Below are 24,903 nucleotides of genomic sequence, written 5' to 3'. Positions count from 1 at the left end.
CTTCCACTGGTTTTAAAACCTGGAAACATGGAATACATAATTAAAGGGGTGATGTAATTGAGACAAGTTGATTCTTTACAGGAAATAGTTGAAGCTGTAAAAAAAGAAAACGAAGGAAATAAAATCCTGGTCAGCCAGCACGAAACCAATCGATCCGCCGTTACATTAGGTGACGAGGATACCGAATCTGGAACAAGGCTTCGCGTCAAAGTTATGTTAAACAGTACCCTTTACTACTCCGAGGAATTCCAGGACGATACGCTATACGAAGAAGCCAGTGAGATGATCAAAGAAATGAAGAATTACGCTCAGGTCGAACTTGTCGGAGAAGACGAGATTAATAAAAAAGCCCAGGTGAAATAAGAGCGGAAAAAAATTTAATATCGAGTGTAGACAAGGCGGCTGGATTACAGCCGTCTTTTTTTATGGAGAGGATTCTGGAATTGAAGACAGCCTTGTAAAAAACGGTTTGGATTACATTTTGGTACATAAGTACCTGCCTATTTCGGGAAAACTATCCTGTACAATAAAAAGGAGGGCTAACCATGACTAAAAAGTTCAATAAAGGCAGTAATAATCAAAATTCACCTAGAAACGGGAACCAGATGGCTGAGTTTTCTGGAGAATTGACTAGCGGGGACAACAGCAAGGGCAATAAACGGAACAAGGACCAAAGCGATAAGACGGATCGTCATCAATAAGGTAAGAGTACAAATAGAAAAGCCGGCGTTGATGTGCCGGCTTTTAATCCATATCAGTAAGAATGGCAGACTGGTTATTCAGGTTTGCCGGGTCAACTCCGTTGCTTTCGTTCTCATCATAAAAGGCATCCTGGAGTTTCATATTTGCTTCGGACGTTTTGATTTGTTCTTCTTCAGATCCAGATGACACTGGTTTGGCGTTTGGATCTATATTTACATACTTATCCTTTTTCATGAGCAATCCCTCCTGAAGTTAGTATCAGCATTCTCCTCTACTTTTACCCTAATATTCGCTGTTACCAACCTCCAGAAGCGCATTACCTTAAAATGGAAGAAGCCATTCTTACATAGGTATGCCTCTTACCGCGTACAACGATCGAATACGCCATAATATTTTCCGGAGAAGCTATTCCAGCTGCTCCTGCATCACCGATATGATATAAATCAGCCCCTGCCATTTTACTGTTCAAGGCGATTTGCTTGATTGTAGCCTCATCGGCTCCTTCCTGGCTTGTACCGGTTGTCAGGATGGCGAGGGCTCCCTTTTGATGCACCAAATCCACAAGCTTAGCGGTCTTTTCAACCGTAAAGCCCGGTACTGTGCCTGGCGAAGGAATCAAGATAATATCTGCGCCTGCTTCGACAAATGCATGCAAGGTTTCTTCCGTCATCATCGAACTGCCTGTTTCTCCTGCAACCCCTGCCCCATGCATTTTTCCGGCAATGATCAATCCCTCTGGGCCAAATGCCGCACGCGCTTTTTCAATCGCCTTTGTAATTTCCGTATTGGTAACGCCTGTTTTAGGATTTCCAGTCAAACAGACAAAGTCAAAATCAAGCTCCTTCGCCTTCTGAAGTGATGCGTCAGTCGCAATCCTCCCTTGTGGCAGCTGCTGAAGCGCCTCAAGCTTATCCGCCTGAAGATCAACCGGCTCAAGGTTCAAACCTACCGGGCGGCCAACCAGCTCCTTCAATTTACGGACTACATTCTCTGGCTCCGTTTCACTTAGACTCTCAATTCGTGGGTTCATGACATCAAAAAAGTTTAAAAGAATAAGGTCTGCCCCAAAGGAAGCAGCCAACTCAGCATTCGTTACCGCAGGGTAAAGCGGCGAAAACGCACCAATCACTTCTGATAAAATGGTTCTTCCTTCCGAGGCGATAATCGCTTTTTTCAAATCCTGTCCTGTCATTTTTTCGAAATCTGTTGCTGTGCAATCCAATAAACGTTTCATTTTTGTATCCCTCCCTATCTTATGTAAAAAATACTACATGGCCGATATAGCAATGAGACTTGAATTCTCAACTGGTGAAATATTTACTTCAACTGGTGAAAAAACTTTTCCAACTGGTGAATTCTTTCGTCAAACTGGTGAAAAAGTTTGTTCAACTGGTTAAAAAAGAAATTTGATGAATGAATTAAGTCTTTAAAGTACTACCGTCATAGAATATTTATAATAGCTCAAGCGTACTGGCAGGAATTTGAACTTCTTTTAAGAAATTTTTTAAAAAAATCGTTAAGGAGGTATATTTTGATAATACGTGTATGCCTCTGATCTACCCTAAAAAATAAAGACCTGGCGGTAAAAACCGCCAAGTCACTTGAGCTCATTACTTATTTCCGCTTCATTTCATTGGCGACAAACTCAACATCGGTACCAACAATAACTTGAAGGTCTGTTTTATTAAGTTTCAAAACACCTTTTGCGCCAAGCCTTTTTAGCTCTGCTTCATTTACTTTATCCATATCAGCCACTTTTAATCGAAGGCGGGTAACGCAGTTGTCGAGCTCCTTCAGGTTGCTTTTTCCTCCAAGCGCTGCAAGGTACTGGTCAGCAAGCTCAGAGTAATTTCCTTTTGAAGACCCGCTTTCAGTGAACTCTCCCTCAATCTCGTCTTCACGTCCAGGCGTTTTAAGATCAAGCTTGATGATCAAGAAGTAGAATATCACGAAATAAAGTACTGCATATACCAAACCGACTCCCAATAATAACAATGGTTTTTGGGCAATACCGTAGTTTAAGACATAGTCAATCGCACCTGCAGAGAACCCGAAACCATGGTGGATATCCAACAAGTATGTGATAGACATCGCCAAACCAGTCAACACGGCATGAATTCCATATAAGAATGGAGATAAGAACATGAACAAGAATTCGATCGGTTCAGTGATCCCTGTAAGGAAAGATGTGAAGGCTACCCCTACAAGGGCACCTGTAACAGCTTTTTTACGTTCTTTTTTCGCTGCAGCAATCATCGCGAAAGCTGCTGCCGGAAGACCGAACATCATGACTGGGAAGAAACCATTCATGAAAATACCAGCATTAGGATCGCCAGCAAAGAAGCGTTTCAGGTCACCTTTTACAACCTCGCCTGCTGCATTTGTAAATTCACCAAATTCAAACCATACTAGCGTGTTAAGAACATGGTGAAGGCCCATTGGAATTAATAAGCGGTTCAAGAAGCCGAATACGCCTACTCCTAGAGCACCTGCTCCGACTATCCATTCTCCAATATTGTTGATGCCAGCCTGAATTGGCGGCCATACATAACCAAAAATTCCTGCCAGGACAATCATGACCAAAGAAGTGATGATTGGCACAAATCGCCTGCCTCCAAAGAAACCTAGCCAGTCAGGCAATTTAATATCATGGTAGCGATTGTAAAGCAAACCGGCAATTACACCGGAAAGGATACCGCCAAGTACCGCCATATTGATGCTTTCGTCAATAGCTCCCGCTCCTTTAGTCAAAACGAAGTAGCCAATCGCACCAGCTAGTCCGGCCGCTCCGTTCCCATCCTTTGCAATTCCGACTGCAACTCCAATCGCAAACAATAGAGCCAGGTTAGCGAAGATTGCGTCACCTGCTGCAGAGATAAAAGAAATATCCAATAAGTCCGGCTGCCCAAGGCGCAGCAATAGCGCAGCTGCAGGTAGAACAGCGATCGGCAGCATCAATGCTTTCCCGATCCTTTGTAAAAATCCTAGCATACTCAACACCTCTTTCTGTAAAATTGTAAATGCTTACATTTTTCGATAAAGAAACAGAACCCCACTGTAGAAATTTGTAAACACAAGCATAGTTTAACACTTCGATCTCCTAAAGAACACCCTATAAAAAGACTATTTTTAATATTTTGACTTCAGAAGATTCAGCGCTCCCTTCATGAGTTCATCACCCATATTTTTCGGGAAATGGGCTTATACCTATAGCTTATTCGATTATTATTAGAAAATTCCTTTGCAGGTGCAGGAATAAGGCCTAAAAGAGCTGCAACTATTACCTTTTTACAAGCAGAATCTCTTCTCAAGGCATTTTCCCACTTTGTGAATATTGCCAATTCGGCTTTAAATACTTACCAGGGCTTTGCTATTTTCCTTTCATTCGTTAAAGTGATAGATGGGTAGATAGATTTAAAGGACGTGCACATATGAAGATAAATGATTTTCTGCCCCGATTCACCGTTCCGGTGATGAAAGGGATATTATTAACATTAGCTTTGGCTCTGGCCGCTAGATTAATAGCAGGACTGCCATTCTTTTCAATCATGGGCCAGCTGGTTATCGCCATTATGTTCGGAATGCTCTGGCGCGCTTTTGTCGGAGTGAACAGCGGTCTTATGGAGGGTGCTTCTTTTTCAAGCAAAAAATTACTCCGTCTCGGCATTATTCTGCTTGGATTCAGGCTGAACCTCTCTGACATTTACAATGCCGGAGCGACGGTATTTATGATTGCATTCGCTAATCTCGTGTTTGCACTGTTGACTGTTTATGGATTGAGCAGGCTTTTTAAGGTTGAAAAAAGGCTTGGCATTCTGACAGCGTGCGGTACAGCAATTTGCGGAGCTGCCGCCGTTGTCGCCATCGCACCGGTTATTAAAGCAAATGAGAAGGAAACTGCTGTCGGGGCCGCAAATGTCGCGGTGCTGGGGACGATTTTCACCATCGTCTATACGCTATTATTCTCCTATCTCGGTTTGAATGCCCTCGATTATGGAGTATTCACGGGTGGCACATTACATGAAATCGCACATGTGGTAGCCGCTGCTGATCCGGCTGGGCAACAGGCCTCGGACCTTGCCATCATTGTAAAATTGACCCGAGTGGCTCTGCTTGTTCCGGTAGCGATTCTGATCGGTTTTATCATCCGGCGAAAAGAAACCCAGAGTGCAGGGCAAAAAATGACGTTAGCGGCTCTGCCGATTCCCTGGTTCATCCTTGGCTTCCTTGCTGTCAGTGCGCTTAATACAACTGGGGTGATCAGTGAAGATGCCGCCGCTGTAATCGTCAGCTTCGCCTACTTGCTGATTGGGATGGCGATGGCCGGACTCGGTCTCAGTGTGGACTTCAAGTCCTTCCGGCAGATGGGCGGCAAGGCGCTATCCGCAGGCCTGGCCGGCTCTGTGCTTTTATCATTATTTGGTTATTTTCTTGTTAAAGTTTTTCTATAGACATATTAAAAGCAGCCAATTTCGAATTTCCGAACTTGGCTGCTTTTCTATTTTAATGCTGCGTATAAAACATTCCATTTACGATATCCATCAGGTCATTGGTCAGGCGTTCTTCCCGCTCAATCGAATATAAATACTGCACTAGCTCGCATAATTTTTTCGTTTGAACTAGGTCCATTTTGTCAGCATGCCTTTTTAGCAAACCGAGCAATAGAATAAAATCTTGATCTGTATAGGTATCATTCATGATTTTATTTTGAACGGATCGGAATTGCCTTTGTTCAGCTTGATCGTGCAAAATCAATTCGTCATTCATTTCCCATGCTCCTCGCTAAATTTTCAGTCTAATAACTATAGCATTAAGAGCATTACAGAATCATTACATAAAAGACGAATCACTTTTATTTCTGAAATATCTTGCTTCTTTTTGTCTATTTGTTTTTTGCAGCAACACTACAAGCTGTTCCTGATATAGTTCTTCCCCAGGGTTGAACTTAATTAGAATTTTCAACAGCTCAATTGCCACTTCTTTTTCAGGGGATGCATTAAGCAAATCCTCACATATCCTGATGATCCTGCTTTCCAACCCCGTCCTGATTTTAAGGAACCAATCATCATAAAAAAGCGAGAACAGAGTGTCAGGAAGCTCTGAAAACCTTCTGATTGCAAGATTCTCCTTAACCTCACAATCACTGGTATGCTCTATTTCATCGATGCAATTAGATAACTCGTTCAGATCCAATTTGCACTGTATCTTCATTTGGATTGAATCTCGATCAATAGCTACATAGTTTTCAATCGGTTCTCCCGTGTGCTCCTCAATGATCGACTTAATATGGTTTAACGATACGCGTAGTAAATTCCTTGCCTTATCAAGCTCGAGCTCTGGCCAGAATAGATCGTAAATTTGCTCTCTCGTGACAGATCCATGATAAGCGATATAGGTAATAAGCTCTTTCGCTTTACGCTGATTCCATTTCCCTTGAACTTCGCTGCCATTCAACCAGATCGAAAACTGGCTGATGAAGTTAATTTCCAGGAGATTTTGCGAATCGAGCCTCTCTACTCCCGATCGGACAATGGAGTTCACTTCTTTTTTCAGCGCTTGTGTATAAGTAAAGCCGGCACTTTCTGACCCTGCCTGTTTTGTGATGAACATTCTGGAAAACTGGGTGAAAATCATAGGCTGATCCATCATCGGAACATAACCGCTGTCAGGAATGATGAAAAATCGCATTTTCTTTAAATAAGGAATATTCATCACCTGAAGTTCCAGCGGCATCAAGGGGTCATACTCACCTTGAAGCATCATCATTGGCACGTCTAATCTCTGGATTTCATCCACTAAATACTCAAGTGCTGTTTCAATCACAAGACGGAAGAAACCTATATAATCAGACGGTGTAGCTCTCCGATAAATCGAAGTCAGTTTTGCGAGCCTGCATTCTGGTGCTTTATAGCTTATAGTATTTACCAGAGTTGTAATCATCTCCTCAAAACGGAGACAATCATTCACTGTTTCAATCCTGTTATTCAATTCCTGCTTGCTGAATTCTTTCGGGATAAAAATTGGAGTATTCGCAAGTGTTAATGTATTTATAAGCTGCTTCTCACTCCTGGCAAGTTCAATCCCCAGTACACCACCGCCTCCGTGGCCAATATAGTGCAACGATGAAATCGCAAGCATATCAAGGAGAGCTTTAATGCTATTAATAAGAAGCTCCCATGTAAATGCAGCTTCAGTGGCAGAATCACTGTAGCCATGTCCAGGCAAGTCACAGCGAATGACATTGAAATCCTTATGGAACAAAGGAATGACATCGTCCCAGATCGACATATCCATGCCGACCCCATGCACAAACAACACCGTTTCTGCCCCCGGCTTCGCGCATTTTAAATATTCATAATGAAGGCTGATTTGCTTGGATTGCTTTGACACCAGTCTTTCCCTCTCTTTTTCCGAATGAAATAATGAATTCATTATACCCTTTTGGTTAAAAAATGAATAAAGATATCCTATTATGCTAGAGGGTCTCGAGTTACAACCAGCATATCCAGTTGCTGGAAAAAGTAGTGATTATTGAGATTTTCGTAGCGATTATGAATAAAAACGTAGTGATTGTTGTGGTTTTCATAGTGATTATGAATAAAAACGTAGTGATTATGGGTAATTCCTAGTGAATATTTATAAAAACGTTGTAAGTGTTGTTTATTTATAGCGGTTTGAAAATAAATCGTAGTAAATTGAAGGATGAGACGTGGCAAAAACGCAAAAAGCGGCTTTATTGGCCGCTTTTACCGTCTATTATTCTGAAAAAATCTTTTCGGTATTAAGGAACCGTCGGGGCGAGTGTGTTATTAATCCACATTCGCAGCGCCGACAATTCTTTTAAGAGCTTCATTATAGCCAGCCTGTCAAAAGAGATGTTTTCTCATGCTTCGATGGATCAGGAACCGAGATACCGGGCGTAATACGATTTTGCTTTTACCATATCATTCGTTCCATGGACTAGGACCCTTCCATCCTGGAAGACGACCATAGTGATTTCATCATCTGGCATGAAACGGAGCAAGAACGGATTTCCCTTCACAGTACCATTGTTTTTCAAACGAGCTGCGAGTTTTTCCAAATCGGTCTTTGCTTTTTGCCGCGGATTGATTTGAACTGTATTCCGGCCGCATAAGGAGGCATAGTTAATTTGCTGTTCTGAGGAACGGTCAAGAAACTCAAATTGGTGATGGACGCAGGCAGGACAATCATGATTACGCCCCTGGCTTACATCCATTTGCAAAAAGGAGTTAAACCAGATATCCATTTGCTCGAGATTTGGATTTGACTCAGCCCCTACCAGCAGCTTGAGCGCTTCGACAGCTTCAAATGATCCGATTATATCCGTAATCGGTGAAAGGACCCCTATGCTGTCACACGTTTCTCCCAGACCCGCAGGCACTGATGGAAAAAGGCAGCGGTAGCATGGTGTTTCACCCGGCTTGATCACTGCGAACATTCCCCTTGAACTGACCGCACCGCCATAGACCCAGGGTATTCCGTGTTTGACTGCGACATCATTGATCAAATAGCGGGCCATGAAATTATCGGTCCCGTCGACGATCACATCGAAGCCTGCAAGCAAGTCTTCTGCATTATCTAAGGTCAGGTCCGCGATGATTGGCTCTACTTTTACCCCGGAATTGATTTTCTTCAGTTTCTTTTCAGCCGCTATGACCTTCGGAAGACTTTCCTGCGCATCGTCCTCATCGTAAAGGGTTTGGCGCTGAAGATTCGACAGTTCCACGAGGTCCCTGTCTATAAACCGGACATGACCTACTCCCGAACGGACAAGGTGATTTGAAATAACCGTTCCGAGCGCGCCCATGCCAACGATGACAGCAGAACTATTTAACAGCTTTTCCTGGCCTTCGCTGCCAATTTGCTTGAATAAAATTTGCCGTGAATAACGCTCCATTTCTGTCATGAAAAAATCCCCTCACTTCTAAGTTAAATTATAAGGTAAATAATGCTTTTTTTTGTAGATAAATTTAACTATACTAAATGTTAAGAGATACTAAATTCTCTTAATAATCAAAAAGAAAGAGGTGGATTAGTTAAGATGAATCTTGGAGGATTTAAAAACAAGGAAGTTTTAGTTGATTTGACGAATGGTTCGATTGATTACAGAGGCATCAATGAAGAGGATGTTCGAAAGTATATTGGTGGACGCGGTCTAGGTGTTAAGTATGTTTTGGACAATGGCCCAGAGGTTGAGCCTTTGTCTGAAGAAAACATCCTTTGTATCATGACTGGACCTGTTACAGGCTCACGTTCTTCGATGAGCGGACGCCTTGCAGTCGTAACGAAGTCTCCATTGACTGGAACGGTAACTGACTCTCATATGGGAGGCTGGACTGCAGCTCGTTTAAAATGGTCTGGCATCGATAACGTTATTTTTAAAGGTAAGAGCGACAAGCCTGTTTACCTTTACATCGAAAATGGCCAGGCAGAGCTTCGTGATGCTTCTGAATTCTGGGGCTTGAGCACACGTGCAACTGTCCAGGCTATGAAGGACCGCTATGGCGCGGATGACCTTAGTGTTATGACGATTGGCCAGGCTGGTGAAAATGGTGTTCGCTTTGCAGCCTTCATGAACGAGCATGACCGTTCTGCTGGACGTGGCGGCACTGGTGCGGTTGCTGGCTTCAAGAAATTGAAGGCTATCGTTATCAAGGCAGCTCAAAAAGGCAATATGCCTGAGCCGGCACAGAAAGATGACTACAATCAAGCTAACAGAAAAGCTGTAAAAGCGATTCTTGAAGGCGGATTGACTGCTCCGAACAAGGGTGGATTATCTGTATATGGTACTAACGTCCTTACTAACTTGATCAATGAAGTGGGAGCGCTTCCAACAAGGAACTCTCAGTTAACACATTGGGATGAAGCTGAAAAGCACTCCGGCGAGTATGTAAATGAGCACTTGCTTGTTGCAAACAATACATGCCATGCTTGCCCTGTTGCTTGTAAGATTGAGGTAGAAGTAAAAGAAGGAAAATACAAGACTCGCGTTGAGAGCTTTGAGTTCGAATCTGCATGGGCGCTTGGAGCGAACAGCGGACTAAGCGACTCTGAAGCAATCGCATACTTAATCGATATTTGTAATGAATACGGAATGGACACAATCGAACTTGGCCACGCAATTTCTGTCACAATGGAAGCGTATGAAAAAGGCCTTGTTGGCGAAAAGCTTGATTGGGGCGATGCAGACGGCATGATCGAAATCGCACGCAAGATCGCTTTCCGTGAAGGCTTCGGCGGCATCCTTGCTGAAGGTCCTGCTCGCGCAACAGCTCTATGGGGCGCTCCTGAGCTTTCCATGTCTGTTAAAGGCCAGTCCATCCCAGCTTACGATCCACGCGGAATCCAGGGTATTGGCCTTGGCTATGCAACTAGTAACCGTGGTGCATGTCACCTTCGCGGCTACACTATTGCGAGTGAAATCGCCGGTATTCCTGAGCCAACTGACCGTACTGTGGCAGAAGGAAAAGCTGAGCTTCTGAATGTATTCCAAAACTTGCTTTCATTCTCTGACTCTATGAATATTTGTAAGTTCTCTTCATTCTCAGAAAATGCAGAGCACTATGCTGAGCAGTATAGCACTATGACTGGTATTCCAATGACTGCTGATGAAGTAATGCTTGCAGGTGAAAGAATCTATAACCTAGAGCGCTACTACAATAACCTGGCTGGCTTCAACAAGCGTGAGGACGACTTCCTTCCTAAACGCTTCACTGAAGAAGCAGCATCTGGTAACAGTGCGGGTCTTGTCAGCCGCATGGATATAATGCTTGAAGATTACTATAATGTGCGCGGCTGGGTAGACGGTGTTGTACCTGAACAAAAGCTTCGCGAACTAGGAATCATTGACGAAGCAACGACTCCTGCTACTGAAGAAGTTTAATATTTTTGTAGAAAACCAGGCGATTTTTGCCTGGTTTTTTGTTTTAGGCTGGTGATAAGTGAAGATTTGATAGGTTTCCTCTTAAAATGGGAGCCCGCTTAGTGTTAATTTGGACTTCTAGGATAGCGGTGAGCCTGGATCTGGCGAAAATGGGAGGGAATCTGGCGAAATTAATGATAATCTGGCGAAAAAGATAGTTAATCTGGCGAAGTGGAAAATAGACGCTATTTTTTCCATTTTAAGTGGTGCACCAAAAGCTTATTGTTTTAACAAAAAAAGACTCCAGCAAAATCTTGCTGAAGCCCTCCTATATCTACCCGCCAACCCGTGTCGTTTTATAACGATACTTTTTAATGAGTTGTTCCAACTCTTCTAAACTATCAGCGGCAAATCGAATATGTACGGCATTGACAATGAATGTTTTTGTGAATGAGATTTCTTCCTCGCTTAAAATCTCCGCTCGCCATCCTTCTCCCTCATAAACAAACGGGAAGGTATCAGAAGTAAGGACTCCGTCCAATTCCTCGAAATAAGTGCCGAGATGCTCCCTGTTGATACCACGAAACTCCAGGATTCGCTCAACCATATTATCCACCGGCTACCGGAGGGAATAAAGCAAATTGGTCGCTATCCTTAACGAATGTCTCAAGTTCATTGTCATGGACGATGTTTCTGCCATTTATATAGACATGGACGAATGGCTTAAGCTGCTTTTCATCCGTAAAAATTTCCTCATCCAAGTCAGGGAACATTTCTATCATTTTATCCAGCACATCAACCACGCGATCTCCATCCGGCTTGACTTCGACCGTCACGCCCCCGCAAATTTGCCTGAGATTCGCAAACACCTTAACCTGCATCCAAACCGCCCCTTTCTACTTAACCTAATAATAAAATGAAAATTGCAAAATGTCATTATCTCTTTCTATCATTTTGGAAAGCTAGCACCCCACCACATTAAAGCATTCCCTCACTGGGGGTCAGACCCCCGCCGCTTCACCGCATTACCGTACTGGGGGTCTGACCCCCAGCCCTTTAATGCGTTACATTGTTAGGGTTTCGGCAAATTGCTTGATGATTGGACGGGTTTCTGCATCGGCTTGGGTGACGATATAGAAGGCTCTTTGATATGGCTCAAAGTGATCGATAATCTTGATGCGGTCGGCTTTGGCTGCTGGGAATGCGGCTAGACGTGAAATAAAACTGATGCCCAGCCCTGCTTCTACTGCTGCAATGACGGATTCAGTGCTTCCAGTGGAAATTGAAGTTTTTAAATCGGCAACGGAAAATCCTTTTACAGCTAGATATTCCTCCATCATTTTTCTTGTGCCAGACCCCTCTTCCCTCATTACAAAGTCATACTGCTTAATCTGGGCAAAGTCGGGCTGCGGCGATTGGACTAATGGGTGGTCAACGGGTGTGATCAGTACAAGTGAATCAGTGGCAATCGGCTTACTCTTAATATGAGCGGAATCGTAATGCAGACCGATTATGCCCACGTCCACTTGATGGTCATGAATTTTGTTCAGAACTTTCCTTGAATCACCAATTTCAACTCGAACCTCTACCTTAGGATAAAGGCTCCGGAATTTCCTGATCCATCCTGGCAGTAGATAGGTACCGGGAATCGTGCTGGCACCGATTGTCAGAGTGCCGGTCAGGGTTCCTTGGAATTCACCCAACTCATCTTCAAGCGTTCTCCACCTTCTAAATATGTCCTTAGCAGCGCTATACACCAGCATTCCTGCAGGGGTCGGACGAATTCCTGCTGAGCCTCTATCGAGCAGTTCAAATCCTAAATCTTCTTCGAGACTCTTAATTTTAAGGCTGACTGTTGGCTGGGAGCTTTTCAAGGCTGCAGCAGCTTCTGAGAAACTATTTTTTTCAACAACCATTATGTAAGCTTCAAGTTTTTTAAGATTCATGGTTAGTACTCCATCTTTTTCCGACTTATATATTTTAATTTTAATACGGAAAGTATATATTGGTACAAGATATTTTTAAGGGACTAAATAATCAAAGTAAAAATTTACATCCTCAATAGTGTTGACATATTATTGTCTGAATATTATTATAGTTCTTGTAAATGATTTCAGAATAATAAAATCAATGAAGAGAACACATCCTTTATGGAACTGATCCACAGAGAGCCGGTGATTTGCTGCAAGCCGGTGTTCAGCAAATAACAGGATATCATCTCCGAGATGCAAAGCTGAATTACAGTAAGCTTTCGCCGGTCTGTCCGCCGTTAAATGGAACACGTATGATGGTACGTTGATGAGGGCCGCATGTTTTTGCGGAATCAGGGTGGTAACGCGAGCATAACTCGCCCCTATTTTTAGGGGCGAGTTTTATTTTTCTCCATATAACATTCCGTTCCAAATTTCCTATACTCTCAGTGCCAAAAACATAATTTCAGGAGGAGAAAAAGGATGGGAAGCTTAAGAAGAAAAGAAACACTGACAATTGGTCTAATGTTATTTGCATTATTTTTTGGGGCAGGCAATTTGATTTTCCCTCCCTTTTTAGGACAGGAAGCCGGAGCTAACTTTTGGCCGGCAATGCTTGGTTTCGTTGTAACTGGTGTTGGACTGCCGCTTCTGACGGTAGTCGTTATTTCAATGGCAAAGGACGGCATCCAGGAAATCGGCTCACGAGTCCATCCATTATTCGCTGTCGTTTTCAGCTCTGCTGTTTATTTATCGATCGGGCCTTTCTTTGGAATACCGAGAAGTGCCAATGTTGCATTTGAAATGTCGGTTAAACCATTCCTGGCTGAATCAGGATCACACTCAATGGTTCTAATGCTTTTCACGGTTGTATTCTTCGCGCTTGTTTATTGGGTTTGTTTAAACCCATCCAAAATGGTTGAACGAATCGGCAGCATTTTGACACCTGTTATGCTTGCTGCGATTGTCTTGCTGGTAATGGGAAGTTTCTTTCAGCTCGATGGTTCTTTAGGAGAAGTATCTGAAAAGTATACAGCCGCTCCATTTGTTACCGGGTTCCTTGAAGGTTACCTGACAATGGATACAATTGCGGCACTGGCGTTTGGAATCATTGTCATCAGCGCAGTCCAGCAGAAAAAACAACTTGAACGTTCTCAGGTTGTCAGGGAAACATTAAAGGCTGGAGTGATTGCTGGTATTGGATTGGCTTTCGTCTATGTTACAGTGGGGCTGCTTGGAGCTAAAATGGCTTCAGTTGGGACTTATGATAATGGCGGTACGATTTTAACAGAAGCTGCAAAGTTGATGTTCGGAACTCCAGGGATGCTGCTGCTCGGCCTGATTGTAACACTCGCCTGCTTTACAACAGCAGTTGGACTTGTTGCGGCTACGAGCCAGTTTTTTGCCAAGATGATGCCAAAGGTTTCTTATAAGACGTTTACTCTCGGTATCACAGTTATCAGCTTATTGATTGCCAACCTTGGTCTTAACCAAATCATTTCGATTTCAGTACCTGTGTTGATCGTCCTTTATCCGATCACGATCGTGCTTGTGGTACTATCCTTCCTTGACCGTCTCTTAAATGGTTCAAGAGGTGTTTATGTAGGAGCTGTTTTTGCAGCGGGAATGGTTAGTGTGATTGACGGTCTTAAATCATTCGGAATCGAATCTGAAGCACTTGCCTCCACGCTAAAATCGCTGCCGCTCTATGCGGAAGGACTCGGCTGGCTCTTGCCCGCTCTGATTGGCGGACTTGCTGGATGGGCATTTGAAAGATTCTTTTTATCCCGTTTTGGTAAAAAGAGTTTAAAACCAGCATCAGAATAATAAATGAAGCTGTGGGGAGAGGCTCTCTCTGCACAGCTTTTAAAAAAAGAAGCCTGACTGCACTTTCAACTATGCAGTCAGGCTTCTTTTAATTATTATTCAATTCTTCCCACTCCGAACGCAGGATGCCCATTGCAATCCGGTCATGGATCTTGCCGTCACGGTGAACGGCTTGCCTCATCTTGCCTTCTATCTGGAAGCCAGCTTTCTGGTAAGCACGAATTCCTCCGTGGTTGTATTCAATTACATCCAGGCCGACACGATTTAGATTCAGTTCATGGAAGGCATAGCGAAGAATCAGCTTCAAGGCATCTGAACCATATCCTTTGTTCCGGTCCTTGGCATCACCAATTCCGATGGCCAGCATCCCCGCCCGATTGTTCCACTCGATGCTGTGGATAACGACAAAGCCTACAAGTCTGTCATCTTCAACTGTTCTTAACCGAAAGTAAAAGCTGTTTGGACTCGGATCTCCCTCATCTTCAAAACTCTGCTGCGGCCTCGGACGGGCGATGTCCGTATCCACATTCCGAAGGTAGTCGGGATCCTCATCCCATCTAGCGATAATCTCGGTATCTCCGTCCCTTTTTGCTGTAAGCTTTAACAATTGTCCGCGAAATAGATTGGTTGTCATTTATAATCTCCTATTCTACTTTTAATGTCACCTCTTCATATGAAAAAACCATGTTATATGTACGCAATATTCTATCCCCTTTATGTTTGATAATTTTATCTTAAGGTGTTGTTGTAATTTTTGCAATATTGCATTCATTATATCTAAAAGAACTCAAGTGGGAGAACACCAAAAATAGGTAAGAAAAAGGGACTAATCAAACGTTTGATTAATCCCTTCTATTTCTTATATAGTAACGATTATTCAAAAAAGGGTGGTGAACCAATTATGATGCCAAAGGGTCTATGGCCTGTTATCGGGGTTTACAAGTAAAAGAATCGAATGTTTGCAATGCTTCAAAAGGGGGCATTCCTTTGTCATTTAATGTTATTACGAGCACATTTAAAATGGTTTTTTATTTTATCATATAGGACATAGGGGTAAACCTAATGCCATTCACAAGTTGCTCATTGTCTGTTTCGATAAAACCAAGCCGGTTATATACAGCAACTGCAAATGGAGATGAATGAACGGTAATCTCACTGATCCCATCCATGCTTTTACATGCTTCCTCAACTGCTTTAAACAACCTTCTAGCTATACCCTGCCGATGATATTCTTTTTTCACAAAAAGCATACTAATATGGTTCTTTCCCTTCGTTGCAATGACTCCTGCCAGTTGATCATCGTCTTCCCAGCCCCAAAAGGATACTTTCCCATCTTTATATTGTTCAATGTTAGAATGATAAAAGATAAATTTTTGGAATTCCTCGATGCCTTGTTCAGAATAATCCGGTGCATCGAACTCCTGGAAAACGGCCCATACTAAATCTAGAGCTTCTTTGATTTCTTCTTTTTGAAGCTGTATAATCCCCATCCTGATTCTCCTCCTTACTTTTTTATTCTATTCCTTCTCGGCATGTGGTTATCCTTGATCACTCAAAATCAAGTTCAATTCTTGTACATCAAAATTCTTATTGATAAAAATACTGTAAAATCGCTCCAAACTATATGAAAAAGGCTGCCCACTCGGACAGCCTTTTTCATTTTAATCCTATGCTCTTTTAAACGGCCACCAGTTTGCCTGCCCGAAGTTTTTTACGAGAACTGGAATAAACAACGGCAGCATGACAAACGCATATAAGAATAGGCCAACGAGAATAATGGATGCAATCTGAAGCAGTGACATCATTCCTGATGGCATCATTGCCGCGAATGTTCCGCCGAGGATGACGGCTGCGGAAATGATGACCGTGCCCATTTTTTTCATCGAAAGAAGCATGGCATCAGATACCGAAAGCTCCTTGTATTCGTTGAATCGATCCATCAAGAAAATACTGTAATCGACGCCTAGGGCAACGAGAATGACAAAGGCGAAGAACGGAACTGCCCAGCTAATTCCTGAGTATCCAAGGATATTCACGAAAATAGCCTCATTGATCGCCATTGAAGTGTAATACGTTAAAATCAATGATCCAATAATGTAAATCGGCATGATCAGTGAACGGAACAGGAATACAAGGATGATGCCAATACCTAACAGCATCAGCACGACTGTGCGCGAATAATCCTGATCTGACAATGCATCAAGGTCAGCATTTGTGCTCGTGATCCCACCTACTGCAACATCTGCATTCTCAAGCTTCGTGCCCATTGTTGCCCGGTCGACAGCAGCTTTAATTTCATCCACTTGGGCAATCGCTTCATTAGAATAAGGGTTTGTTTCAAATATTACGTCCATCGTCATGACTTTGCGGTCCTTAGACATATAGACATCAAACACCTGTGCAAAATCTTCATTTTCTAAAACATCTTCCGGTAAGTAGAAGCTGTTTGAGTCTGAGTTAGAAAGGCCTGCGAGATATTCCTGCGCTGAACCAAGACCTTCAGATACTTGATTCAACCCGTCAGCACTTTGAGAGAGCCCGTCTGTCAGCTGGCTCAATTGGCCGCCAAGCCCGCCAAAACCAGCAAGAAGCTGCTGCTGGCCAGCATTGATTCCTGTCAATCCATTCGTCAATTTAGGGAAGTTGTCAACAATCTGGCCCTGGCCTTTCGCAAGCTGGTCCAAGCCCTGCTGCTGTTGTTCGATTCCATCGATTAGCTGCTGGAGTCCTGGGCCGAAGTTTTCTTGCTGGGCGAGAGCTTTACCAAAATTGTCATTCGCAACTGACAACCCGCTAGTAACTTTGCTAAGTCCTCCATTTAATACGTTCAAGCCCGCTGAAGCTTCACCCAAATTCTTTTGGAGTTCGCCAAGCGTACCTTTCATTGTTTGGTACTCTTGTTCTGCGGCCAGGCTTGGATCTCTATTTTCGAGGTAAGCAAAAAGCTGATTATTCGTTGCAGTGATTCCACCTGAAATTTTCTCCAAGCCCTTGCCTGTCTCTGTGTAGCCAGCTCCAAGCTTTGCAAGGTTTTCCTGTGCATCTTTATATCCTGTCTGCAATTGTTTATAACCCGCAAGCAATTCCTCTGCTCCGGCCTTCGCCTCAGCCAACCCGGTTTTCAGCTGGTCTGATCCGGCTGAACCCTGGCGAATGCCGTTTTCGATTTTCGCAAGGTTCGTCTGGATTTCACCAAGCCCTGATTTGATTTCACTTGTTCCATTAATCAGCTCATTGATGCCATCTGCAGCACCGCTTAGTTCAGGCTCTGATTTCGATAGCTCACTTTCAGCATCCTGCAGACCTTCGCTGATTTTATTCAGACCTTCTTTTCCTTCTCCAAGACCGGACTCGAGTGTTTCAGCCTGCTTAGAAACGAAGAAGTCTTCAATTGGTTCACCCGTCGGCCTTGTCACAGAGCGCACGGTATCGACTAGATCAACCTTTTCTAACTCCTCGCTGATGTTTTCTGCCAGTTCAATGTATTCAGCAGAATCCATTCTTTCATCATTTTTCAAAATGACCTGTGTTGGCATTGATTCCCCTGGTCCAAAGCTATCGGCAATGGCATTGAACGCCTGGATGGAATTCACATCGCCGCTGATTTCGTCCAACGAGTTGTAGCTAAGCTTTCCATCATAGGCAACCAGGAACGGTACACACACTGCAGCCACAATCAGTAATGCAAGGAACGGGCGTGCAAGAGAAAAGCGTCCGACCGTGCCCCACAGCTTGCTTTCACCATGTTCAGCACTGCTTTTCGAAGGCCAGAAAATCTTTTGGCCTAATACTGCCATGAAAAACGGCACGATGGTGAACAATCCAATTAGCAGGAACGCGACACCAATTGCTACAGCTGCGGCGGATTTATATAGAATGAACTGTGAGAAGCCAATCGCAGCGAAACCGATCATAACTGCCAAACCGCTGAAAAAGACCGTTCGGCCTGCGTTTTTATAGGTTTCAACAATGGCTGCCCCCACGTTTTCATGGTGTGCCAGCTCTTCTTTAAAACGGCTTAACAGCAAGATACAGTAGTCTGTACCGATTCCGAACAGCACCGCAACAAGGAAGATTTGAGTGTAGTTGGATAACGGGAAGTCCACTTTATCGACTAGCTCAGCTACTACTGATTGAGAAACCAGGTAGGCAAAACCCACTGTTACAAGCGGAATAATTGGCGCAATGACCGACCTGAACACGAGCAGAAGTACAACGAGGATAAATACAACCGTGATTCCTTCTGTTTTCTTTACCCCTTCTTCTGAGCTGGTCATCAAGTCTTCATTGATCAGCCACTGGCTTGTATAGTAATGGTCTACTTTCACATCTTCAATTGTGTCATATAGAAGCTTGCTTACTTCTTTTGGTTCGCGGTCATTCCAGCTGACTGTTACCTGAATTAAAATCGACTTACCGTCCTCAGAGACTAGCTGATCCTTCAGGCTTTTTTCATTAAAATGAGTCAGGATGCTGGTAATTCCAATTTCCTCACTATTTTTTTCGAGCTGGCGGATCGCTTTTTCCGCTTCGTTTATGTCTTCCTGGGTCAATTTTTTCTCATTATGGAAAACCAGGGCGACACTCGTTTCATCACCGCCGCCTTCCTGTTTCCGTACGTCATCCATAATTTTACCGGCCATCGTTGATGAGTACTCATCCGGCACGGTAATCTGCCCTTTTTCACGAACTAATTCTGCCATGTTCGGGGCTGCCATAAAGAGGCCTGCCGCAACCAATATCCAAGCGATGATCACAAACCATTTTTGTTTTATTATGAAGTTCACGTTTATTCCACCTTACTCTTTCTTTCTAGTAAAATTTCATTTACTTTGTCATACGTCTTCAAGAACTGGACAATTTCGCTTTGGTCAAATCTTGAAATAAAGGATTCCACCAGGGCATGGATGCGCTCCTCTGTTTTCAGAAACAATTCATTTCCTTTGTCAGTCAGCGTCAAATAAACGACACGACGGTCATTTTCATCTCGGGTACGCTGGATCAGTCCCTTTTCCCACATACGAGTAATGATGGCTGTAATCGCACTTTTCTTTACATCAAATACTTCAGCAAGCTCAGATGATGTACATGTGCCAACCTTGTTGATATACCTTAATGTGTAGTGCTGGTCATTCGTTAAATCCGATCCAATCTGCTCTTTTACAAGTCCTTCGGCAATTTTGTTAACGGAAAAGGAAACATTGATATAATGATCCACCAATTCCTTGATCGACTTTTCACACATATTTATATATTCACCTCGCAAAAAACTTATTCATTTGTTTAACTGTTCAACTATTTAACTATTAACCTTTTTAACTTTAATACTCTTGGTTTTTAGTGTCAATATTTTTTTCCAAAAGAAAAGACTGCCCTTTTTGGACAGTCTCTCGGCTTTAAAACGTATTATAAATGTTTTCGCACTCGGCACCTGTTGGTTCGTAAAAACAATGAAGCTTGAAGCGACCTGAAAAAGGCTGATTGTACCATGTTGGCGGACAGTCCCCGGGCGGCCGGAAATACCATAAACTGAACTTCGCCGGCCACAGACGTTCACCCTTGATCGCCCGTCTTGCGAGCCTTCTATCAACTTCCCTCGCCCGCTGATAAAAATATCCTTTTTGGACCGCTTCAAAAGCGTGTTCCTGGTAAACCATCTGCGGGATCGTCCTCAGATTTTTAAAATCAGAACAATTGGCTCTTATACGGTTAATTCCTACATTTCCAACCATCAGCATTCCCTGCTGGCCTTCACCCTCAGCTTCCGCTCTCAACAGACGTGCCAATAAATTCAGGTCCGCTTCTGTATGTTTTACTACTGCCATGGCATAACCTCCACCAGTTTATTACTACATCATATTTTCGTTTGGCTTGGGCTATACGGATTTATTTTAGAGCAATTCTCATTTATCCTTTTTCAGCGGAGATGCTTATTTGCGAATTAAAACCGGGCTCATTTCCCATTTTACCTCTACAGCAAATTATTTGGGTTATTAGCTTTTTCAAAATTGATGTTTGATGTCTATTGTTCCAGTTTTAACTAATATCGCCCCTATTGTATAAGATGTAAAAGGGAGTAAAGGGCGGGGCTGTCTTTATGGATAATGAACAGAAAGAATTATTTGGTGCTTGGGTTCAGGCTTTCGGCACGACTCTTGCGGCTGTTGGGAGTACGCCATTAAAGCAATTCAGTGAGAGTGAGCTTACTAGCTTTAATCTCTGGGGCAATGTCCTGCAGGGAACCGGAAATGCCCTGATGGCTGACAGTGAAGAGGAATACACGTTGAACAAAATCGGCAATCAAATCCAGGCGCTTGGGAATGTGACCGTTGTCAGCGGGATTGTGCTTAATTTGGATGACAATACGGCCCAAACGCTTGATATTAGAGGAAATCTGATGCAGGCACTTGGAGGGAGTGCTGCACTCTATGAAACGATTGGGGAAGAGCCTTCTGCCGAGATTTTCTATGCCTTCTATGGAAATATCCTTCAAATCATCGGTAATTCCATGCAGGCGATTGGAGGAATCATTGATTTGAGAGGCGGGGATGGAGATAACATCAATATTGCTGGAAGCTGGATTCAAGCAGCAGGTTCGGTTATTCAGGCACTCGGGATCAGTAAACAACAGCTGAATGAAACTGAAACAAAAAAAGAACCTTGCAGACATTAAACTGCAAGGCTTTTGTTTTTGCTTATGCTTTTAAGACGTCATGGTCCACGTAGCGCTCGCCATTCAGCTCACTGATAACATTGATGGCAACCTTGGCGCCATCTCCGGCAGTGATGATGGTGTGCATGCTGACGCCTGCGCACGTTCCTGCTGCCCAAACGCCTTCAACATTTGTTTTACCAGCTGCATCGACTTCAAAAATTGTCTTGATTCTTGGCTCAGTGCCATCCTTTGTTAAAAGGCCTGATGCTTCAGCAACATCCGTCATCATGCCCGTTGCCAGGATGACATGCTTCGCTTCAAATTCGCCGTTTTCAGTTGCAATTTTAACACCATTTTCTGTCTTGCTTAATGATGTAACAGTTGTTTCCACAATCTCTGCCCCGAATTTTTTCGACTGGCTTATTCCCTTTTCAACTAAGTCTGGACCAGTTACTTCAGGTGCGCCGTAGTGATTTTCAATCCATGCACGCTTCGTTACGCTTTTATTGCTGTCAAGAACGACTGTTTTCTTGCCTGCCTTTGCCGTAAAAATGGCTGCACTGCCTCCCGCAGGACCTGCTCCGATAATTGCTACATCATACATAGGAAAATTCCTCCTTTATTTCAATTCATTTCAATCATATCAAACTTTAATTCTATATACTAAATATTTTAAACTAGGGCTTTAGCAGTAAAAAAACTCATCACGTTGGATGAGTTCAGCCTGCTATTCTACTTTTATCCGCGGATCAACGACCCCATATATAATATCCGCAATCAGGTTGCCGATGATCATGATCGTTGAAAAGAGCATCGTTAAATTCATAACCATTGCGAAATCTCTCATATTTATAGACTTAATGAAGAGCTGGCCAAGTCCAGGATACGTAAAAACCGTTTCCACAATGATGGCGCCATTCACGATATTTACCATATCAAAGCCGAGGAAGGTGACAATCGGGATCAGTGAATTTTTCAGGATATGAACATTGTAGATTCTTTTTTCAGGAACGCCGATTGAACGCGCTGTGCGGACAAATTCCTTCCGGCTGTTTTCGACAATATCATCTCTTAAAAATTGCGTATAGGTTGCTGTTCCAACGACACCGAGGACACATGCCGGCAAGATCAGATGATGGATTCTATCCAGCCAATATTCAAAAGTTCCCTCAGGTACAGTGATATCGACTGAACCATTAGATGGAAACCAGTTGAGTTCAAAAGAAAATAGATAGATAGAATACACTGATACCACAATAATCGGGAGCGATAATCCTGTATAATTCACGCTGCTGATCAGGCGGTCCCCGAGTTTATTTGGGTTGCGGCCTGCATATTTCCCCATAAAAAATGAAAGAACATAGGTGATCATTAAGGATGTAATCCCAAGCAGAAGTGTATTCGTCATTTTTTCCTTTAGAATCAGTGAAACGTCAACACGGTAATAGGAGGAAACCCCCAGTTCTCCTGTGATAAAATTGACAATCCATTTTTTATATTCTATCCAGATCATCGTGAAGTCATAGTCTGTCCCCATTACACCCGGCATCATCATGAATAGAAAAAAGACGACGATCGAGGTCAGGCTCAGGCTAGGAACAGCCAGCAAAATTCTTTTTAAAGAATAGTTTAAAACATTCATGGTGAATCCTTTCAGAAACCTGCTTCTTTTTGTTCCTTATTAATAAATTGAAAGGAAGTGCTGATCGTCTTCTTTTCTTTTAGAAGTATCTTCTTCCCCTTCTTTTTCTTTATTTTACCAATGAAGTCTATATTTTCATATGCCAAATGTCCTTCCAGCTCTTTTTTCATCATGTTCGTCACTGATATGAGAAAAAAGAAGAAGAACATCGTGCTTAACACAATCCATGGATATTGGATCATGACTTTAAAGTTCTGTCCAATCAATCCGCCCCATTCGTTTGACAGGGTCTCAGGCGGCGGGACTCCATCATCTGCAGTGAAGATTCCGCCCTTCGTCTGCCCTCCAAGATAAGCCTTGAAAACGCCTAAGTGCATTAAAATGACAAGAGTGCTAAATAGCTGCTGGACAAAGATCAGCAAACCAATTGATTTTAGAAACGGCCATATGTGTTTTGTCAGCACGTGGAAGCGACTTGCACCCATTAAAAAGGACGAGACCACAAAGGATTTCCTCTGCATTTCTTCTATATAATCAATTGTCATCAATACAATCGCAGGATACGCTATGAGGGTTAGAACACCAATTTGATAACTGGCAATCGTCCAGACAGGGATACCTGTAAATCGGTCTATAAAAGGTGACATCATAAAAATGGCAATGACCAGCGCAGGTACGTAGCGAAAGGCCAGGAATAAATCTTTGAAGTATGTTTTAACCTTGGGAAGCCAAAGCGCAATGATCATTCCAGTTGATACCCCAGCCAATACTCTAAAAAACGTAATGAAAAAGGCTGCAGATATGGTGAATTTGGCCCCATACAGATGAAGATAAATCATATCCTGACCATTCCGGTCAGTACCTAATAAGTGGTCTGGTGTAGGTGGAGTGGGAGCCTTTGCAATTAAATGACCTTGCTTATCATAAATATAAAACTCTTCATTATAGTTTTCATCGCCGTAAAACGGATAGAGCAGACTTGCTATGAACATGCCGAGAATTAATGAGAAACCTATAATCGTTTTTTTATAGTTTCTCATAACTGGACCCCATCCTTTCCTCGATAAAAATAGGCTGTAACCCTCGCCAACAGATCAATAAGCAGGATCGGCAACGCAACCAGCATGCAGAAAATGATTACTGCCGGAGCATCTTTTGTGAAAATATTATCGAGATCCTTTGTAAAACCCTGCATGGCAAAGATATATTCAATCAATACGAGATTCGAAAGCAATACCCAGATCAGCGTCCTCAATTGAATGACGGCCAGCGGAAAAATATTTCGCAGGATATGTTTGAAATAGATTGTCAGGTTATGCAGACCCTTTGATTTTGCGAAAATCACATAATCCTTTTCCCACTCTTCTTCGATTTGTTTAATCAAGAATTGCGCCATGAAAAATGAAGGCAGAAGAGATACAGCCACGACAGGCATGAGATAGGATTTTTCACTTAACCCATAAAGCCTGAACAGTTTGATCCCCGTTTCCTTGTATAAATAAATCACTATAAACTGGAGGACAAAAATAATCAGCAGGTCAGGGACAGCTTCACTGAAATTAATAAAATTTTTCACTTTAGACTGGAGTTTTTTCGGTGTAATAATAAAAACACCTGTCAGGATCATGCCGCCTATGAGCATTGCTGCCAGCGATAAACCCAATATTTCAAGCGTATAACCATATCGATCAGCAATACTTGTCGTCTGCCATTGATGGATAATCGGAGCAGCACCGAAATAAAAAATTTGCTGGCCCACATCCCTCACCGATTGGATAAAAAATGCCGGACCATACAGCAGCTTATTGCCTTCAACATAAAAAAGCCGAGGAATCGATAAAAACAGGATGACTCCACCTAATATGCATGCTGCTCTTATTATGTAATGGATTAATAACTTCATTGGAAGACCCCTTTCTTTAAACCTGTATCTTTGTGCTGATCATTATATGTATTTCAACGAAGGATTCAGATGGTTTGTTACAAAACTATCTAAAATTAAAGTTAAAGGAGAAAAGGTGGTATGTTTGTACATTATATGAGCTGGAGACGACTCTCTTAAGGAGTCAATAATACTTTTATTAGCGAAAATGGTCTGGATATGAGCGATTATGAAGTTTCTCATAACAATTTATAAGAAGAAATCCCCGGCGAGTTGTTATGAGAGAATGTACGAGAACAACTCAAAGAGAAAAACGGCTGGCGAGTTGTTATGAGAGGTGGT

24 protein-coding genes and 1 other annotated feature are annotated in these 24,903 nt (G+C 42.8%); of the genes, 6 read left to right on the top strand and 18 right to left on the bottom strand.

Annotated features, from left to right (window positions below; genetic code table 11):
• Window positions 1–57: 57 nt before the first annotated feature.
• A complete protein-coding gene (locus V7654_RS04355; protein WP_335428765.1) occupies window positions 58–363 on the top strand; it encodes a hypothetical protein in 306 nt (101 codons plus the stop codon).
• A 182-nt stretch (window positions 364–545) separates the two neighbouring features.
• Window positions 546–701: a hypothetical protein gene (locus V7654_RS04350; RefSeq protein WP_335428764.1), complete on the top strand. Its 156-nt coding sequence runs from the start codon at window positions 546–548 to the stop codon at window positions 699–701.
• A 43-nt stretch (window positions 702–744) separates the two neighbouring features.
• Here V7654_RS04350 and V7654_RS04345 read toward each other — a convergent pair whose 3' ends face one another.
• From V7654_RS04345 to nagE, 3 genes are all read right to left on the bottom strand, one after another.
• Window positions 745–936: a hypothetical protein gene (locus tag V7654_RS04345; RefSeq protein WP_335428763.1), complete on the bottom strand. Its 192-nt coding sequence runs from the start codon at window positions 934–936 to the stop codon at window positions 745–747.
• Window positions 937–1,018: 82 nt separating this feature from the next.
• The gene (locus tag V7654_RS04340) at window positions 1,019–1,936 is read right to left on the bottom strand and encodes a DUF7916 family protein (protein WP_335428762.1); all 918 of its coding nucleotides are present in this window, start codon (window positions 1,934–1,936) and stop codon (window positions 1,019–1,021) included.
• Window positions 1,937–2,316: 380 nt separating this feature from the next.
• The gene (gene nagE, locus V7654_RS04335) at window positions 2,317–3,693 is read right to left on the bottom strand and encodes an N-acetylglucosamine-specific PTS transporter subunit IIBC (protein WP_335428761.1); all 1,377 of its coding nucleotides are present in this window, start codon (window positions 3,691–3,693) and stop codon (window positions 2,317–2,319) included.
• A 440-nt stretch (window positions 3,694–4,133) separates the two neighbouring features.
• On the opposite strand from nagE, the gene V7654_RS04330 reads away from it, so the two are divergent.
• Complete coding sequence (locus V7654_RS04330; RefSeq protein WP_335428759.1) at window positions 4,134–5,153, top strand: YeiH family protein; 1,020 nt, start codon at window positions 4,134–4,136, stop codon at window positions 5,151–5,153.
• 52 nt (window positions 5,154–5,205) lie between these two features.
• Here V7654_RS04330 and V7654_RS04325 read toward each other — a convergent pair whose 3' ends face one another.
• The 3 genes from V7654_RS04325 to V7654_RS04315 all read right to left on the bottom strand — a co-directional run bounded on the left by V7654_RS04325 (window position 5,206) and on the right by V7654_RS04315 (window position 8,629).
• The gene (locus V7654_RS04325) at window positions 5,206–5,469 is read right to left on the bottom strand and encodes a hypothetical protein (RefSeq protein ID WP_335428758.1); all 264 of its coding nucleotides are present in this window, start codon (window positions 5,467–5,469) and stop codon (window positions 5,206–5,208) included.
• A 63-nt stretch (window positions 5,470–5,532) separates the two neighbouring features.
• Window positions 5,533–7,092, bottom strand: coding sequence for an alpha/beta fold hydrolase (locus V7654_RS04320; protein WP_335428757.1), 1,560 nt, complete (start codon window positions 7,090–7,092; stop codon window positions 5,533–5,535).
• Between the two features lie 508 nt (window positions 7,093–7,600).
• The gene (locus tag V7654_RS04315; RefSeq protein WP_438825247.1) at window positions 7,601–8,629 is read right to left on the bottom strand and encodes a ThiF family adenylyltransferase; all 1,029 of its coding nucleotides are present in this window, start codon (window positions 8,627–8,629) and stop codon (window positions 7,601–7,603) included.
• A gap of 135 nt (window positions 8,630–8,764) precedes the next feature.
• Between V7654_RS04315 and V7654_RS04310 the strand changes: the two genes are divergently transcribed.
• Window positions 8,765–10,606, top strand: coding sequence for an aldehyde ferredoxin oxidoreductase family protein (locus V7654_RS04310; protein WP_335428755.1), 1,842 nt, complete (start codon window positions 8,765–8,767; stop codon window positions 10,604–10,606).
• Window positions 10,607–10,919: 313 nt separating this feature from the next.
• On the opposite strand, the gene V7654_RS04305 is transcribed toward V7654_RS04310, so the two are convergent.
• The 3 genes from V7654_RS04305 to V7654_RS04295 form a co-directional block, all read right to left on the bottom strand.
• Window positions 10,920–11,192 (bottom strand): hypothetical protein, encoded by a 273-nt coding sequence (locus V7654_RS04305; protein ID WP_335428753.1) that lies wholly within the window; start codon window positions 11,190–11,192, stop codon window positions 10,920–10,922.
• 1 nt (window position 11,193) lies between these two features.
• The gene (locus tag V7654_RS04300; protein WP_335428750.1) at window positions 11,194–11,466 is read right to left on the bottom strand and encodes a ubiquitin-like small modifier protein 1; all 273 of its coding nucleotides are present in this window, start codon (window positions 11,464–11,466) and stop codon (window positions 11,194–11,196) included.
• A 183-nt stretch (window positions 11,467–11,649) separates the two neighbouring features.
• Window positions 11,650–12,531, bottom strand: a complete 882-nt coding sequence (locus V7654_RS04295) for a selenium metabolism-associated LysR family transcriptional regulator (RefSeq protein ID WP_335428748.1) — start codon at window positions 12,529–12,531, stop codon at window positions 11,650–11,652.
• A gap of 175 nt (window positions 12,532–12,706) precedes the next feature.
• Window positions 12,707–12,943, top strand: a binding site (T-box leader).
• A 95-nt stretch (window positions 12,944–13,038) separates the two neighbouring features.
• Between V7654_RS04295 and brnQ the strand changes: the two genes are divergently transcribed.
• On the top strand, window positions 13,039–14,382 hold the full coding sequence (gene brnQ, locus V7654_RS04290) for a branched-chain amino acid transport system II carrier protein (RefSeq protein WP_335428746.1): 1,344 nt from the start codon (window positions 13,039–13,041) through the stop codon (window positions 14,380–14,382).
• An 88-nt stretch (window positions 14,383–14,470) separates the two neighbouring features.
• On the opposite strand, the gene V7654_RS04285 is transcribed toward brnQ, so the two are convergent.
• The 5 genes from V7654_RS04285 to V7654_RS04265 form a co-directional block, all read right to left on the bottom strand.
• On the bottom strand, window positions 14,471–15,016 hold the full coding sequence (locus V7654_RS04285) for a GNAT family N-acetyltransferase (RefSeq protein WP_335428743.1): 546 nt from the start codon (window positions 15,014–15,016) through the stop codon (window positions 14,471–14,473).
• 394 nt (window positions 15,017–15,410) lie between these two features.
• A complete protein-coding gene (locus tag V7654_RS04280; RefSeq protein ID WP_335428742.1) occupies window positions 15,411–15,872 on the bottom strand; it encodes a GNAT family N-acetyltransferase in 462 nt (153 codons plus the stop codon).
• A gap of 177 nt (window positions 15,873–16,049) precedes the next feature.
• Window positions 16,050–19,169 (bottom strand): MMPL family transporter, encoded by a 3,120-nt coding sequence (locus tag V7654_RS04275; RefSeq protein WP_335428739.1) that lies wholly within the window; start codon window positions 19,167–19,169, stop codon window positions 16,050–16,052.
• A gap of 2 nt (window positions 19,170–19,171) precedes the next feature.
• A complete protein-coding gene (locus tag V7654_RS04270; protein WP_335428737.1) occupies window positions 19,172–19,627 on the bottom strand; it encodes a MarR family winged helix-turn-helix transcriptional regulator in 456 nt (151 codons plus the stop codon).
• A 151-nt stretch (window positions 19,628–19,778) separates the two neighbouring features.
• Window positions 19,779–20,207 (bottom strand): cell wall hydrolase, encoded by a 429-nt coding sequence (locus V7654_RS04265; RefSeq protein WP_335428735.1) that lies wholly within the window; start codon window positions 20,205–20,207, stop codon window positions 19,779–19,781.
• Between the two features lie 272 nt (window positions 20,208–20,479).
• On the opposite strand from V7654_RS04265, the gene V7654_RS04260 reads away from it, so the two are divergent.
• Window positions 20,480–21,055, top strand: coding sequence for a DUF6944 family repetitive protein (locus V7654_RS04260; protein WP_335428734.1), 576 nt, complete (start codon window positions 20,480–20,482; stop codon window positions 21,053–21,055).
• 22 nt (window positions 21,056–21,077) lie between these two features.
• Here V7654_RS04260 and V7654_RS04255 read toward each other — a convergent pair whose 3' ends face one another.
• From V7654_RS04255 to V7654_RS04240, 4 genes are all read right to left on the bottom strand, one after another.
• Entirely contained in the window at window positions 21,078–21,641 is a 564-nt protein-coding gene (locus tag V7654_RS04255) for an FAD-dependent oxidoreductase (protein ID WP_335428733.1), read from the bottom strand.
• 123 nt (window positions 21,642–21,764) lie between these two features.
• Window positions 21,765–22,679 (bottom strand): ABC transporter permease, encoded by a 915-nt coding sequence (locus V7654_RS04250; RefSeq protein WP_335428732.1) that lies wholly within the window; start codon window positions 22,677–22,679, stop codon window positions 21,765–21,767.
• 11 nt (window positions 22,680–22,690) lie between these two features.
• On the bottom strand, window positions 22,691–23,719 hold the full coding sequence (locus V7654_RS04245) for an ABC transporter permease subunit (protein WP_335428731.1): 1,029 nt from the start codon (window positions 23,717–23,719) through the stop codon (window positions 22,691–22,693).
• The gene (locus V7654_RS04240; RefSeq protein ID WP_335428730.1) at window positions 23,716–24,582 is read right to left on the bottom strand and encodes an ABC transporter permease subunit; all 867 of its coding nucleotides are present in this window, start codon (window positions 24,580–24,582) and stop codon (window positions 23,716–23,718) included. The genes V7654_RS04245 and V7654_RS04240 overlap by 4 nt, the downstream gene beginning before the upstream one ends.
• Window positions 24,583–24,903 lie beyond the last annotated feature (321 nt).

Source organism: Bacillus sp. JJ1609 (assembly GCF_036967045.1).
Lineage (GTDB): Bacteria > Bacillota > Bacilli > Bacillales > Cytobacillaceae > Mesobacillus.
Note: the sequence above shows the minus strand (reverse complement) of the source record. Positions and strands in the feature narration are given on the sequence as shown.

Bases quoted from the DNA above. Each gene is read 5' to 3' on its own strand.
- V7654_RS04295 (WP_335428748.1), bottom strand. From the start codon at position 12,531: ATGAATCTTAAAAAACTTGAAGCTTACATAATGGTTGTTGAAAAAAAT.
- V7654_RS04280 (WP_335428742.1), bottom strand. From the start codon at position 15,872: ATGGGGATTATACAGCTTCAAAAAGAAGAAATCAAAGAAGCTCTAGAT.
- V7654_RS04315 (WP_438825247.1), bottom strand. From the start codon at position 8,629: ATGACAGAAATGGAGCGTTATTCACGGCAAATTTTATTCAAGCAAATT.
- V7654_RS04270 (WP_335428737.1), bottom strand. From the start codon at position 19,627: ATGTGTGAAAAGTCGATCAAGGAATTGGTGGATCATTATATCAATGTT.
- V7654_RS04310 (WP_335428755.1), top strand. From the start codon at position 8,765: ATGAATCTTGGAGGATTTAAAAACAAGGAAGTTTTAGTTGATTTGACG.
- V7654_RS04245 (WP_335428731.1), bottom strand. From the start codon at position 23,719: ATGAGAAACTATAAAAAAACGATTATAGGTTTCTCATTAATTCTCGGC.
- V7654_RS04300 (WP_335428750.1), bottom strand. From the start codon at position 11,466: ATGCAGGTTAAGGTGTTTGCGAATCTCAGGCAAATTTGCGGGGGCGTG.
- V7654_RS04340 (WP_335428762.1), bottom strand. From the start codon at position 1,936: ATGAAACGTTTATTGGATTGCACAGCAACAGATTTCGAAAAAATGACA.
- V7654_RS04255 (WP_335428733.1), bottom strand. From the start codon at position 21,641: ATGTATGATGTAGCAATTATCGGAGCAGGTCCTGCGGGAGGCAGTGCA.
- V7654_RS04260 (WP_335428734.1), top strand. From the start codon at position 20,480: ATGGATAATGAACAGAAAGAATTATTTGGTGCTTGGGTTCAGGCTTTC.
- brnQ (WP_335428746.1), top strand. From the start codon at position 13,039: ATGGGAAGCTTAAGAAGAAAAGAAACACTGACAATTGGTCTAATGTTA.
- V7654_RS04305 (WP_335428753.1), bottom strand. From the start codon at position 11,192: ATGGTTGAGCGAATCCTGGAGTTTCGTGGTATCAACAGGGAGCATCTC.
- V7654_RS04350 (WP_335428764.1), top strand. From the start codon at position 546: ATGACTAAAAAGTTCAATAAAGGCAGTAATAATCAAAATTCACCTAGA.
- V7654_RS04250 (WP_335428732.1), bottom strand. From the start codon at position 22,679: ATGAATGTTTTAAACTATTCTTTAAAAAGAATTTTGCTGGCTGTTCCT.
- V7654_RS04345 (WP_335428763.1), bottom strand. From the start codon at position 936: ATGAAAAAGGATAAGTATGTAAATATAGATCCAAACGCCAAACCAGTG.
- nagE (WP_335428761.1), bottom strand. From the start codon at position 3,693: ATGCTAGGATTTTTACAAAGGATCGGGAAAGCATTGATGCTGCCGATC.
- V7654_RS04240 (WP_335428730.1), bottom strand. From the start codon at position 24,582: ATGAAGTTATTAATCCATTACATAATAAGAGCAGCATGCATATTAGGT.
- V7654_RS04285 (WP_335428743.1), bottom strand. From the start codon at position 15,016: ATGACAACCAATCTATTTCGCGGACAATTGTTAAAGCTTACAGCAAAA.
- V7654_RS04265 (WP_335428735.1), bottom strand. From the start codon at position 20,207: ATGGCAGTAGTAAAACATACAGAAGCGGACCTGAATTTATTGGCACGT.
- V7654_RS04325 (WP_335428758.1), bottom strand. From the start codon at position 5,469: ATGAATGACGAATTGATTTTGCACGATCAAGCTGAACAAAGGCAATTC.
- V7654_RS04330 (WP_335428759.1), top strand. From the start codon at position 4,134: ATGAAGATAAATGATTTTCTGCCCCGATTCACCGTTCCGGTGATGAAA.